Genomic DNA, 13249 nt, shown 5'->3' on the forward strand with positions numbered 1-13249 from the left:
TAATTATTTATCAAGAATGGCCTTAAATTTGTTTGAAATTGATAAAAAGGGTAAAATGAAGAGAAGTTTAGTTGAAGGAGTTTTACGGCAATGCTTAATTATTTTATAAAAAAAATCGAATCAAAAGACGCAGAAAAGACGCGCACTTCTTTTGGTTTTTTAGCAGGTAGTTTAGGACTTGTTTCAAATGGTCTCTTGTTTATTATGAAATTTTTTATTGGTCTTTTCGCCCATAGTGTTTCAATCATGGCCGATGCCATCAACAGCCTAAGCGATACTGCATCTTCTGTGTTAACTTTGGTTGGTTTTCAAATTGCAGCTAAACCAGCCGACAAAGAACATCCCTATGGTCATGAGCGCTTTGAATATATTAGTGGCTTCATGATTTCGATTATTATTACCTTTGTTGGCTTTCAATTCTTGGTTTCCTCTGTTGAAAAGATAATGGATCCAAGCAAAATTAAACTTTCGCCATTGGTTTTTATTATTTTGCTCTTATCAATTGGCATTAAAATCTGGCAAAGTTTTATGTATCAAAAAATTTCAACCAAAATTGATTCTGAAACACTAAAAGCATCCTCACAAGACAGCTTAAATGACGTTATTACAACGGCAGCTGTTCTCATTTCAGCTTTTGTTGAACTATTTACTGGTCTACATGTTGATGGTTGGATGGGGCTTTTTATCGCACTTTATATTTTATACAGCGGTTTAAAAATGGTGAAAGAATTTATCGATGAATTATTGGGAAGTCGTCCTAGTAGCGAAGAAATTTTAAAAATGGAAACGCACTTAAATGAATATCCTGATATTTTAGGGTATCACGATTTGTTGGTTCACAGTTATGGTCCTAAAAAACAGTTTGCCACAGTCCACATTGAAGTAGATGACACGTGGAGCTTAAATCATGCGCATGATATTATTAACCGCATTGAAAAAGATTTTCGCGAAAACTTGAAGGTGGAGCTTGTTTGCCATTTAGATCCGGTTGCGGTGAAAAGTCCTGAGTACCAGCAAAAATGGGAGATCGTAAAAGAAGCGATTAGCGCATTACAGTTAGATTTGCGTGTCCATGATTTTCGGATTGAAAAAAATCAGTTGTCTTTTGATGTCGTAGTGCCACCAAAATGTGCTAAAAAAGATTCTGAAATTCGCGAAAATTTGACAGAATATTTAACCAACCGTTTGGGTGCTGTCACTTTAGAAATAACCTTTGATCATAACTATTTATTATAACGATCTAAATTTGACGTAAAGGAGTTTAGCCAATGACGATTCAACAAGATTTAAGTATCTTACAATCAGTTTTTTTACTTATAATTTTCATTAACACGATTGGTGCTTTGGTTACAGTATTTCGGAAACCACGCTCGATTACGAGTATTCTTGCGTGGTCTTTGACCTTAATTTTTATTCCCATTATTGGATTTATCGTGTATTTATTTTGCGGCCGGGGAATTGATGGTGAAACAGTTTATAAATATGATGTTGAGACCAATCGAAAAGTCAAAGAAATTAATACGTTAATTCACCAGAATAATAAGCGTTATGATATTGAAGAAGTAGAAAAAGAACTAAAATTATTAGAACGCTATTTAAAATCTGTTGATGAATCACCTTTAACAAGGGGCAACAGCGTAAAGCTCTATACAGATGGTAATGAGAAATTTGCGGCTTTATTTGAAGATATTAAATCAGCTGAAGATAATATTCATGTAGAATACTATGCTTTTTTCCCGGATAGAATTGGCCATCAATTTTTACAACTATTAATTGAAAAAGCGAAAGCTGGCGTAGAAGTTCGTCTAATCTATGATCCATGGGGGGCAAAAGGTTCCAATGAAAAATTCTTTCAGCCACTAGTTGCAGCAGGGGGAAAAGTTGCCGCCTTTATTACTTCGCGAGATTTAATTCGCAAAACTCGGTTAAATTATCACTTGCATCGTAAAATTGTAGTAATTGATGGTAAAATCGGTTGGACCGGTGGTTTTAACGTGGGGGATCAGTATTTAAGTCGCAGTGAAAAATTTGGTTACTGGCGGGATACCCATGGACGCATTGTTGGTACGGCTAGTTTCAGTTTACAAGAAATCTTTATTCGGGATTGGAATGCTTCGGTTAAAAATGAGAGCGACCAGTTAGATTACGAAGAACGTTACTTTGTGATTAAAAAGGATACGGGGGGGCAAGCTGAGATTCAAGTAGTGGCAGATGGCCCAGAAAATAAAATCGATATTTTAAAAAGTGCCTTTGTTAAAATGATTTTGTCTGCGGATGAGAAAGTATGGATTCAAACACCGTATTTAATTCCAGATGACGTCATGTTTAATGCTTTGGTTACAGCTGCACGTTCAGGCGTTGATGTCCGAATTATGATTCCCAATATGCCCGATCATCCTTTTATCTACCGTGCAACGCAATATTATGCTAATTTACTGCATAAAATGGGAATTAAAATCTATCATTACGACAATGGTTTTTTACATGCAAAAACCATTGTCATGGATGACAATTTATGTTCTTTTGGTTCAACCAACCAAGATATTCGTAGTTATGAATTAAATTTTGAAGTGAACGCTTTTGTCTACGATGAAACGCTAACCAAACAAATGCAGCAGATCTTTTTAGCCGATCAAGAAAAATGCTATGTTTTAACAGATGAAATAATTGCCAATCAGTCCTATTGGCTACGTTTTAAGCAAAACTTTTCTCGTTTACTGTCACCAATTTTATAAGCAAAACTTCCGAACTTATTTTTCTTACTAGCAATAAGTTAGATCGTGCTCAAGTAGTCAAATCAATATTTTTTCTTGTATAGTAAAAAAGCCACCAACGGCAAAGATTCAAAGAAAAACTTACTTTGATCTTTGCCGTGTTGGTGTCTTTATTCTTTAGTGCTGTCGTAATGCTTTTTGTAGCCCTTGTCTGGCCAGTTGATCAGCACCTTTATTCTTACTTTCTGGAATCCATTGTAAAATTAATAGGGGGAAATTTGGTAGCAAAGCTTGAATTTTTTGAAAAATTTCTTGGAAATTTTCGTTATTAGTATAGTTTTTATCTACTGTTTGGACTAAAATCTTACTATCAGAGTAAACAAAAATGGTTTCATTTATATAATTGTGTTGGATGAGATAAGTTAATAATTCGTAAAAAGCATGGAATTCAGCTTGGTGGTTACTCATCGTTTTCAATGGTAGGTGGATTTGTTCATGCAGATTGTCAGAAACTAACAACAACCCAGCACCGCTTGGACCTGGATTACCTTTTGTAGCGGCATCAATATAGGCTTTAATCATAGTCATCATCCTTATAATTAAAATAATTCACGTTTTAACTTTAGCAGAAGAGGAGCAATTTACAAGTATGAAAAATAGAAAATATCGTTGGCAGCCAGAACTTGCTGTCAGTATCATTTATTGGTCATTAACATTGATTGTTCTCTTTTATAGTTTGACATTGTCTTTGGAAAATACTAGACCCTACTGGAAAAGCAATTTAGTCATGGCCTTCTTTTTTGTCTGTGTTATAATTGGCTGTCTGCGCCGCTTTGTTCTAACCCATGATCATATTACGGTTTATTATGCTCGCTTTTGGAAAAAGCAAGAACTTTATTACCGCAATATTACCCAAGTCGCCATTATCAAAAACGGTATTGAGTTTTTGTATTTGGGTGAAGAATATCATTTTCTAATGCGTAAGAAAACCAAGTCAGCATTAATTACAGAACTTAAAACCCATATTTCAGCTGAAAAATTTGTGACCAAAGAAAGTGATTTGTTTCAATAAAATAAAAAGGAGCAGTCGTTATGGCGGAAAATGCTGATTTATTTTTAGCTAGTTTTAATCGGATTAACAAATGGTTAAAAGAGCAATTAAATAATCCCAAAAACATGGGCTTTAGTGAAATGGTACGCCGTTTAAGCAAAAAACCAGAATTTTTGACAAATGATTATGCCGAGGATCTACTGCAAATGGCGCAATTGCGCAATGCTATTGTTCACGATCAAATTAGTACAGATTTTGTGATTGCGGAACCAAATGAGTGGGTAGTAAAACGGATTATGGAAATCGAAAAAGCACTGTTGCAGCCAGAACTGGTCTTGCCGCGTTTTCGGAAAAATGTAACAGGTTTTGAAATTACTTTACCAATTTATGAAATTCTAAAAACCATTGCCCAAAAGCGCTATTCTCAATTTCCCTTATACGAAAAAGGCAAATTTAAAGGCCTTATCACTTTGAGAGCGCTAGGTTATTGGTTTGCCAAAGAAAGCTTAAAAGGTGAGATAGTTTTAGGAAATCGCTTGGCAGATGAATTGTTAATTGAAGATGGTAAAGTGACCAATTACCAGTTTGTTGACAGTAAAACAACTGTGGCAGAAGCAGAAAATATGTTTCATCAAAACGGATTGTTAGAAGCAATCTTAATTACACGCGATGGAAATCCTAATGGTAACTTATTAGGAATTATTCGTCCGCGTGATTTATTTAATGTTTAGAAATGAGTTGAATTTATGATAATTTTTATTCTTATTGCGGTACTTTTGATCGTAGTAGATCAATTGGTCAAGGGGTGGATCGTTGCCAATATTGCATTGGGCACATCGATGCCGATTATTAAAAATGTTTTCTCACTAACTTATTTTCAAAATACAGGTGCTGCTTGGAGCATGTTAGAAGGGCAAATGATTTTTTTTGCCCTTGTCACAATTGTAGCAGTTGGTGCTTGTAGCTACTTATTGTACAAAAATCGTAACGGTGTCAAGCTTTATTCATTGGGTTTAAGTTTGGTGCTTGCGGGCGCATTAGGCAACTTCATTGATCGCATGCGCTTAGGTTACGTAGTGGATATGTTTCAAACTGATTTTGTCTCATTTCCTATTTTTAATGTAGCGGATTCTTGTTTAGTAGTGGGGGTTATTTTGATTTTTATTTACATTTTATTTGAAGAACGCTTTAAAGGAGCAAAAGCATGAAAGAACTTTTAATTGTGATAAAAGAAAACGGGCCGCGCATTGATAAAGCGTTAACGACATATTTACCAGAATATACCCGCTCGCAAATTCAACAGTGGTTAAAAGAAGGTGTAGTCTTTTTAAAGGGACAACCGTTAAAAGCTAATTACAAAGTCAAAGCCCAAGATGAGATTGTCATCCAAATTCCAGAACCAGAAACACTGGACTTAGTGCCAGAAAATCTCGATTTGGAAATCGTTTATGAAGATGAAGATGTCGCAGTGATAAATAAACCCCAAGGAATGGTGGTCCATCCTTCTGCAGGTCACAGTCACGGCACGCTAGTAAACGGATTGTTATATCAATTGAACAATTTATCAACGATTAACGATGTTGTACGTCCGGGAATTGTTCATCGTATTGACAAAGATACTTCTGGACTATTGATGGTGGCAAAAAATGATGTTGCCCATGAATCATTAGCAGCACAATTAAAAGCTAAAACCAGTTTGCGCAAATATGTTGCTTTAGTACACGGTAATATTACTCACGAAAAAGGGACCATTGAAGCTCCCATTGGTCGTTCTAAAGTTAATCGAAAAATGCAAGCAATAAGAGAAGACGGGAAACCGGCGCTGACGCATTTTACTGTCTTAGAACGCTTTGGTGACTTTACTTTAGTCGAACTACAGTTAGAGACTGGTCGTACTCATCAAATTCGGGTGCACATGCAATACATAGGTTTTCCTCTAGCCGGAGATCCAACCTATGGTCCGAAAAAAACCTTAAAAGGAAACGGTCAATTTTTACATGCGAAGTTACTTGGCTTCACACACCCTCGTACCAACGAAAAAATGGTTTTTGAAGCACCTTTGCCAGAAATTTTTGAAAAAACATTAACAAACTTACGAAAAAAAGATTGATTTTTGATTTAAAGAAGTGTAACCTTGTTTTAGGAAAAATAAATAGTAATCCTTTAAGAGTAGTCCCGTGAGGCTAAGAAGGAGTGTGCAAGTAATTTAGTAAGGTGCGCCTTAGTAAAACTTGTTTAGTGAATTGTAGTAAAAAGGGTCAGTGTACCCAGATACTAAATCAATTATCACTCCTGCCTAACTTCGGGCAGGAGTTTTTTTGTCTTTTAAATTGACGAGGAGGAAAAAAATGGCAATAAAAGAAGTAGTAGACGCAGTAACAATGAAGCGAGCATTGACTCGGATTACCTATGAAATCATTGAACGAAATCATGGTATTGAGGACTTGGTTTTAGTCGGAATCAAAACAAGAGGCATCTACATTGCCCAGCGTATCGCTGAACGTTTACAACAACTAGAAGGTATTAAAGTGCCAGTCGGTCAATTAGACATTACACTTTATCGGGATGATGCAAAAAAAGAAGATGATCCAACTGTTCATGCTTCTGATATCCCAGTCAATTTGGAAGGTAAAGAAGTTATCGTGGTGGATGATGTCTTGTTTACCGGCCGAACAATTCGTGCCGCGTTGGATGCAATTATGGACTATGGTCGTCCGCGTAAAATTTCTTTAGCTGTTTTAGTGGACAGAGGTCATAGAGAGTTGCCAATTCGTGCCGATTATGTTGGAAAAAATATTCCGACATCATTAGCCGAAGAAATTATTGTGGAAATGGAAGAAGTAGACGGTAAGGACCGTATTGTCATCAATAAAGAAGCCGAGTAAAAAAACTTAAGGGAACTATTAGGAGGAAAAAAGATGATCATCCAACAAGAGAGAATTAGTTTAAAACACTTATTAACCGTTGAAGCTTTAACAGACCAAGAGGTTATGGGCTTAATTAGACGTGGTCAAGAATTTAAAAACGGCGCAAAATGGACACCAGAAAAAGAGCAGTATTTTGCGACAAATCTATTTTTCGAAAATAGTACCCGAACACATAAAAGTTTTGATGTGGCAGAAAAAAAATTAGGCATTGATGTCATTGAATTTGATGCTTCAACAAGTTCGGTTCAAAAAGGTGAAACATTATACGACACCGTTTTGACCATGTCGGCTTTAGGCGTCGATGTTGCTGTTATTCGTCACGGAGATGAAAATTACTACGATGATTTAATTCAAAGTAAAACAATCCAATGTGGAATTATTAACGGCGGCGATGGTAGTGGCCAACATCCAACGCAATGTTTATTGGATCTAATGACAATTTATGAAGAGTTTGGCCGTTTTGAAGGTTTAAAAGTAGCGATTGTCGGAGATATTACCCACTCCCGCGTGGCAAAATCAAATATGCAAATGTTAAAACGTTTAGGTGCGCAAGTCTTCTTCTCTGGACCGGCACAATGGTATGATGAAGAATTTGAAGTTTATGGGCATTACTTACCATTAGATGAACTTGTTGACAAAGTAGACGTAATGATGATGTTACGGGTTCAACATGAGCGTCACGATGGCAATGAAAGCTTTTCAAAAGAAGGCTATCACGCGCAATATGGACTAACTGTTGGGCGTGCCAAAAAAATGAAAGAAGGGGCAATTATCATGCACCCAGCGCCAGTTAATCGTGATGTTGAATTGGCAGATTCTTTAGTAGAAGGCTACCAAGCTCGCATTATCCAACAAATGACCAACGGCGTTTTTGTCCGGATGGCAATTTTAGAAGCAGTTTTAGCCGGCAGAGCTTAAAAGAAAATAAAAAAGGAGATGTGCTGACAAATTAGCCATCTCCTTTCCAGTAATAAAGCAATTTTTTCAACAAATTTTAGGAGGATGATTATGAAAACACTCATTAAAAACGGTAAAATCAATACTTATGATAACAACCTAACGACAGCAGAAATTTGGATTGAAGATGGCGTAATTAAAGCTATCGGCACAAATTTTGACCCGACCTTTTTTGATGAAGTGTTTGATGCAGCTGGTCAGTTGATCACACCAGGCCTTGTCGATGTTCACGTTCATTTAAGAGAACCAGGTTTTGAGTACAAGGAAACAATTAAAACTGGCAGCCAGGCAGCCGCTCGTGGCGGTTTTACTACGGTATGTGCCATGCCTAATTTAAATCCAGTTCCAGATACTGTTGAAAAATTTCAAAAAGTTCAAGCAATTATAAAAAAAGATGCCGTCGTGAAGGTGTTGCAATATGCACCAATTACCGAAGAATTGCGCAGTGAGATATTAACAGATCAAAAAGCGTTAAAAAAAGCGGGTGCTTTTGCCTTTACCAATGATGGTGTAGGGGTTCAAACAGCAGGAACGATGTATTTAGCAATGAAAGAAGCTGCTGCCAATAATATGGCTTTGGTTGCCCATACAGAAGACGAGTCACTGCTGTTTGCAGGTGTTATGCATGCTGGAAAAAAAGCAGCAGAACTTAATTTGCCAGGAATTTTAAGTGCAACAGAAAGTTCCCAAATTGCCAGAGATCTAATTTTAGCCGAAGAAACCGGCTGCCATTACCACGTTTGTCATGTTTCAACTAAAGAAAGCGTGAGAATTATCCGAGATGCAAAAAAAGCTGGTGTTCATGTAACAGCAGAAGTATCACCTCACCATCTCATTTTGTCTGAAGAAGAAATTCCCAATGATTTTGGCTACTGGAAAATGAATCCACCATTGCGAGGAGCAGATGACCGCAAGGCGTTAATTGAAGGCCTATTAGACGGCACAATCGACTGTATTGCAACGGATCATGCTCCCCATGGATTTGAAGAAAAAAATCAAAGTTTCTTAAAAGCGCCTTTTGGCATTGTTGGCTCTGAATATGCTTTTCAGCTAATTTACACTCATTTTGTTAAGACCGGCATTTTCACTTTAGCACAAGTTATTGATTGGATGGCGACAAAACCAGCAGCAATTTTTGGCTTAAACGCAGGACGTTTACAAATTGGTCAGCCAGCTGATCTAGCAGTTTTTGCCATCGAAACAGAATATGAAATCGACTCAGAAAAATTCTTATCAAAAGCAGTTAATACACCATTTGATCACAAAAAAGTTTATGGCGATACTCTTTTAACTTTTGTTGATGGTCAAAAAGTTTGGCAAAAAGGGGAGTAAATATGAAACGTTGGTTAATCTTAGAAGACGGCACCTACTTTGAAGGGGAAGGTTTTGGCGCTAGCAATAACGTATTTGGCGAAATTGTTTTTACAACCAGTATGACCGGTTATCAAGAAACCATCACCGACCAAAGTTTTAATGGACAGATTATTACGTTCACTTATCCAATGGTAGGAAATTATGGGATTAACCGAGATGACTACGAGTCAATTGCCCCTACTTGTAAAGCGGTCGTTGTTAAAGAACATGCCAGACTTGCTAGTAATTGGCGCAACCAAATGACACTAGACGAATTTTTAAAGCGCAAAGAAATTCCTGGCATCGCTGGGATTGATACGCGAGCACTAACCAGAAAAATTAGAGAGCACGGCACTATGAAAGCTAGTATTGTAGCAGAAGAAGATTTCACCCATGCCTATGATCAATTAAAAGCTGCAGTGCTACCAACCAATCAAGTGGCTCAAGTTTCCACAGCTAAACCATACCCAAGTCCAGGAATTGGCCACAATGTCGTTGTGATTGACTTTGGATTAAAACACAGTATTTTACGTGAGCTATCAAAAAGACAGTGTAATCTAACTGTTTTACCTTACGATACGAAGGCTGCCACAATCTTAGAGTTATGTCCCGATGGTGTTATGTTGACCAATGGACCAGGAGATCCTAAAGATGTACCAGAAGCGATTAAAATGATTCAAGAAATTCAAGGAAAAGTGCCGATTTTTGGAATTTGTTTAGGCCATCAATTATTTGCACTAGCAAATGGTGCGGATACATTTAAAATGAAATTCGGCCATCGTGGCTTAAATCATCCGGTGCGTGAAATCGCAACAGGACGGATTGATTTTACTTCGCAAAACCACGGCTATGCTGTAGATGCCAACTCCATTGACAACAAACGTTTGATGGTTACCCATATTGAGGTTAATGATGGAACGATTGAAGGGGTGCGCCACAAAGATTATCCTGCCTTTACAGTTCAGTTTCACCCAGATGCAGCCCCAGGTCCTCATGACGCTTTGCACTTGTTTGATGAGTTTATTGAAATGATGGATGCAGGAAAGGAGCAAAAAGATGCCAAAGCGTACGGATATTAAAAAAATTATGGTGATTGGCTCTGGCCCGATTATTATTGGTCAGGCAGCTGAATTTGATTATGCCGGCACACAAGCGTGTTTGGCATTAAAAGAAGAAGGCTATGAAGTTGTTTTGGTCAATTCAAATCCGGCCACAATTATGACTGACAAAGAAATTGCCGACAAAGTATATATCGAACCGATTACTTTTGAATTTGTTTCCCGCATTTTACGAAAAGAAAATCCAGATGCGCTTTTGCCAACTTTAGGTGGGCAAACGGGTTTAAATATGGCCATGGAGTTAGCTGCTTCAGGTATTTTAGCCGAGTTAAACATTGAACTTTTAGGTACAAAGCTTGCCGCGATTGATCAAGCCGAAGACCGTGATTTATTCAAACAGCTAATGGAAGAACTAAATCAACCCATTCCTGAATCTGCCATTATTAATACGGTTGATGAAGCAGTTACTTTTGCTGATGAAATTGGTTATCCTGTTATCGTTCGTCCTGCCTTTACGCTAGGTGGTACAGGTGGTGGTATGTGTGATAATGAAGAGGAATTGCGTTTGATCGCAGAAAATGGCTTGAAATTATCGCCAGCTACGCAATGTTTAATTGAAAAAAGTATTGCCGGCTTCAAAGAAATCGAGTATGAAGTTATGCGAGATTCAGCTGATAATGCGATTGTCGTATGTAATATGGAAAACTTTGATCCTGTCGGTATTCACACCGGCGACTCCATTGTTTTTGCCCCTAGTCAAACGTTATCAGATAGCGAATATCAGCTGCTGCGAGACGCCTCACTTTCAATTATCCGTGCTTTAAAGATTGAAGGCGGCTGTAATGTCCAACTAGCACTAGATCCCCATAGTTTTAATTACTATGTTATTGAAGTAAACCCACGGGTATCGCGTTCCTCAGCTTTAGCAAGTAAAGCTACCGGTTACCCGATTGCTAAATTGGCGGCTAAAATTGCGGTTGGTTTAACTTTAGATGAGATGAAAAATCCAGTAACGGAGACAACTTACGCTGAATTTGAGCCGGCATTAGATTATGTCGTTTGTAAAATTCCCCGCTGGCCCTTTGATAAATTTGAAAAAGGTGAGCGCATTTTAGGAACACAAATGAAGGCTACAGGCGAAGTTATGGCCATTGGGCGTAACATTGAAGAATCCTTATTAAAAGCTGTTCGTTCGTTAGAAATCGGAGTCACACACGTTGAATTAGCAGAATTAGCAACATTAAGTGATAATCAGCTGACAGAAAAGATGATAAAAGCTCAGGATGATCGGTTATTTTACGTAACCGAAGCTATCCGGCGTCAATATCCGATTGAAGAAATCGCGGAAATGACGAAAATTGATCTCTTTTTCTTAGATAAATTATTGCACATCGTTGAGTTAGAGACTGCGTTAAATGCTGCCCCAAATGATTCGACTATTTTGAAAAATGCCAAGCAAAACGGTTTTACTGATAAAAAGATTGCTGACCTTTGGCACTTGAAAGAAAGTGAAGTACGTAATTTCCGCAAAGAACAAAATCTCAAACCTGTTTATAAAATGGTAGATACTTGCGCGGCTGAATTTCAATCGGAAACACCCTATTTTTATAGTAGCTATGAATTTGAAAATGAAAGTAGCGTCACTAAGAAACCATCTGTTTTAGTTTTAGGTTCAGGTCCTATTCGAATTGGCCAAGGTGTCGAGTTTGATTATGCAACTGTTCACTCGGTTAAGGCAATTCAAGCGGCGGGTTATGAAGCAATTATTATGAATAGTAATCCAGAAACGGTCTCGACTGACTTTTCAGTTTCTGATAAATTATATTTTGAACCGTTAACTTTAGAAGATGTCTTAAATGTGATCGAATTGGAAAATCCAATTGGGGTAATCGTACAATTTGGCGGACAAACAGCGATTAATTTGGCTGAGCCTTTGAAAGATAATGGTGTCAAAATTTTAGGTACCAGCATTGAAGACTTAGATCGAGCTGAAAATCGTGATTTATTCGAACAGGCCTTAAAGGAGTTGGCGATTCCACAACCTCCAGGTGAAACTGCAACAAATCAAGCTGAGGCTGTCGCTATCGCTGAAAAAATCGGTTATCCCGTTTTGGTTAGACCAAGCTATGTTTTAGGTGGTCGCGCGATGGAAATCGTGGAAAATCAAGCTGATCTTGAAGATTATATGAAAAATGCGGTTAAGGCTTCGCCAGAACACCCCGTTTTAGTTGATCGTTATTTGACCGGTAGTGAATGTGAAGTGGATGCGATTTGTGACGGTGAAACAGTTCTAATTCCAGGAATTATGGAACATATTGAACGAGCGGGGGTACACTCGGGTGATTCAATGGCTGTCTATCCACCGCAATTTTTAAATAGAGAAATTCAAGCTACAATCGCAGCCTATACAGAAAAATTAGCTTTGGGATTAAATTGTGTCGGGATGATGAATATTCAGTTTGTCATTAGTGACAATAAAGTTTATGTCATTGAAGTAAACCCACGGGCTAGTCGAACGGTTCCGTTTCTAAGTAAGGTTACAGGAATCCCAATGGCTCAAATTGCAACCAAAGCTATCTTAGGAGAAAAAATACGCGATCAAGGTTATGAAAATGGGTTATATCAAGAAGATGATTACGTTCATGTTAAAGCACCTGTCTTTTCATTTACAAAGTTACAAAAGGTCGATACTTATTTAGGGCCAGAAATGAAATCAACTGGCGAAGTAATGGGAAGTGACCGTAACTTGGAAAAGGCACTATACAAAGCCTTTGAAGCTTCGGGGTTGAAAGTACCAGAATTTGGTTCTGTTTTATTTACCATCGCAGATGATACAAAAGAAGAAGCCTTAGCTTTGGCTAAGCGTTTTGCAGAAATTGGGTTTAGTTTAATTGCAACAAAAGGAACAGCCCATTATTTTGTAACAGCGGGTTTGCGGGTGAAAGAAATTGCCAAAATTTCTGAAGAAAAAGATGCAAATGTCGTTGAACTAATTCGGAATAATCAAGCTCAACTGGTTATTAACACGATGGATAAAGATCGTCAGAGCGCTTCTGTGGATGGGTTTATTATTCGCCGCGAAGCCGTTGAACATGGGGTACCATTACTAACATCTTTAGATACAGCCGATGCTATTTTAAAAGTAATGGAAGATCGCGCCTTTTCAACTAAAGCAATCTAAACGACAAA

Annotated in this window: 12 protein-coding genes; 11 read left to right on the plus strand and 1 reads right to left on the minus strand. The window is 37.7% G+C overall.

The window, feature by feature from the left end:
- The first annotated feature begins 90 nt into the window (after nt 1-90).
- Nucleotides 91-1236, plus strand: coding sequence for a cation diffusion facilitator family transporter (locus tag K4422_RS09535; protein WP_230710861.1), 1146 nt, complete (start codon nt 91-93; stop codon nt 1234-1236).
- 32 nt (nt 1237-1268) lie between these two features.
- Nucleotides 1269-2735, plus strand: a complete 1467-nt coding sequence (gene cls, locus K4422_RS09540) for a cardiolipin synthase (protein WP_230710863.1) — start codon at nt 1269-1271, stop codon at nt 2733-2735.
- 156 nt (nt 2736-2891) lie between these two features.
- Here cls and K4422_RS09545 read toward each other — a convergent pair whose 3' ends face one another.
- A complete protein-coding gene (locus K4422_RS09545) occupies nt 2892-3296 on the minus strand; it encodes a ribonuclease HI family protein (protein ID WP_206902799.1) in 405 nt (134 codons plus the stop codon).
- Between the two features lie 67 nt (nt 3297-3363).
- On the opposite strand from K4422_RS09545, the gene K4422_RS09550 reads away from it, so the two are divergent.
- From K4422_RS09550 to carB, 9 genes are all read left to right on the plus strand, one after another.
- Nucleotides 3364-3786 (plus strand): EbsA family protein, encoded by a 423-nt coding sequence (locus K4422_RS09550; protein WP_206902800.1) that lies wholly within the window; start codon nt 3364-3366, stop codon nt 3784-3786.
- 20 nt (nt 3787-3806) lie between these two features.
- Complete coding sequence (locus K4422_RS09555) at nt 3807-4496, plus strand: CBS domain-containing protein (protein ID WP_206902801.1); 690 nt, start codon at nt 3807-3809, stop codon at nt 4494-4496.
- Between the two features lie 15 nt (nt 4497-4511).
- Entirely contained in the window at nt 4512-4973 is a 462-nt protein-coding gene (lspA, locus tag K4422_RS09560) for a signal peptidase II (protein WP_230710865.1), read from the plus strand.
- Nucleotides 4970-5875 (plus strand): RluA family pseudouridine synthase, encoded by a 906-nt coding sequence (locus K4422_RS09565; protein ID WP_230710867.1) that lies wholly within the window; start codon nt 4970-4972, stop codon nt 5873-5875. The genes lspA and K4422_RS09565 overlap by 4 nt, the downstream gene beginning before the upstream one ends.
- Before the next feature lie 238 nt (nt 5876-6113).
- Nucleotides 6114-6650, plus strand: coding sequence for a bifunctional pyr operon transcriptional regulator/uracil phosphoribosyltransferase PyrR (gene pyrR / locus K4422_RS09570; RefSeq protein WP_206902804.1), 537 nt, complete (start codon nt 6114-6116; stop codon nt 6648-6650).
- Between the two features lie 33 nt (nt 6651-6683).
- Complete coding sequence (locus K4422_RS09575) at nt 6684-7610, plus strand: aspartate carbamoyltransferase catalytic subunit (protein WP_206902805.1); 927 nt, start codon at nt 6684-6686, stop codon at nt 7608-7610.
- Nucleotides 7611-7700: 90 nt separating this feature from the next.
- Nucleotides 7701-8981: a dihydroorotase gene (locus K4422_RS09580; RefSeq protein WP_230710870.1), complete on the plus strand. Its 1281-nt coding sequence runs from the start codon at nt 7701-7703 to the stop codon at nt 8979-8981.
- Between the two features lie 2 nt (nt 8982-8983).
- On the plus strand, nt 8984-10081 hold the full coding sequence (locus K4422_RS09585) for a carbamoyl phosphate synthase small subunit (protein WP_206902807.1): 1098 nt from the start codon (nt 8984-8986) through the stop codon (nt 10079-10081).
- On the plus strand, nt 10059-13241 hold the full coding sequence (gene carB / locus K4422_RS09590) for a carbamoyl-phosphate synthase large subunit (RefSeq protein WP_230710877.1): 3183 nt from the start codon (nt 10059-10061) through the stop codon (nt 13239-13241). The genes K4422_RS09585 and carB overlap by 23 nt, the downstream gene beginning before the upstream one ends.
- Nucleotides 13242-13249: the final 8 nt, after the last annotated feature.

The organism is Enterococcus sp. SMC-9, assembly GCF_021011285.1.
Classification (GTDB): Bacteria; Bacillota; Bacilli; order Lactobacillales; family Enterococcaceae; genus Enterococcus_C; species Enterococcus_C montenegrensis.

Bases quoted from the DNA above. Each gene is read 5' to 3' on its own strand.
- K4422_RS09575 (WP_206902805.1), top strand. From the start codon at position 6,684: ATGATCATCCAACAAGAGAGAATTAGTTTAAAACACTTATTAACCGTT.
- K4422_RS09545 (WP_206902799.1), bottom strand. From the start codon at position 3,296: ATGATTAAAGCCTATATTGATGCCGCTACAAAAGGTAATCCAGGTCCA.
- pyrR (WP_206902804.1), top strand. From the start codon at position 6,114: ATGGCAATAAAAGAAGTAGTAGACGCAGTAACAATGAAGCGAGCATTG.
- K4422_RS09535 (WP_230710861.1), top strand. From the start codon at position 91: ATGCTTAATTATTTTATAAAAAAAATCGAATCAAAAGACGCAGAAAAG.
- cls (WP_230710863.1), top strand. From the start codon at position 1,269: ATGACGATTCAACAAGATTTAAGTATCTTACAATCAGTTTTTTTACTT.
- carB (WP_230710877.1), top strand. From the start codon at position 10,059: ATGCCAAAGCGTACGGATATTAAAAAAATTATGGTGATTGGCTCTGGC.
- K4422_RS09565 (WP_230710867.1), top strand. From the start codon at position 4,970: ATGAAAGAACTTTTAATTGTGATAAAAGAAAACGGGCCGCGCATTGAT.
- K4422_RS09555 (WP_206902801.1), top strand. From the start codon at position 3,807: ATGGCGGAAAATGCTGATTTATTTTTAGCTAGTTTTAATCGGATTAAC.
- K4422_RS09580 (WP_230710870.1), top strand. From the start codon at position 7,701: ATGAAAACACTCATTAAAAACGGTAAAATCAATACTTATGATAACAAC.
- K4422_RS09550 (WP_206902800.1), top strand. From the start codon at position 3,364: ATGAAAAATAGAAAATATCGTTGGCAGCCAGAACTTGCTGTCAGTATC.
- lspA (WP_230710865.1), top strand. From the start codon at position 4,512: ATGATAATTTTTATTCTTATTGCGGTACTTTTGATCGTAGTAGATCAA.
- K4422_RS09585 (WP_206902807.1), top strand. From the start codon at position 8,984: ATGAAACGTTGGTTAATCTTAGAAGACGGCACCTACTTTGAAGGGGAA.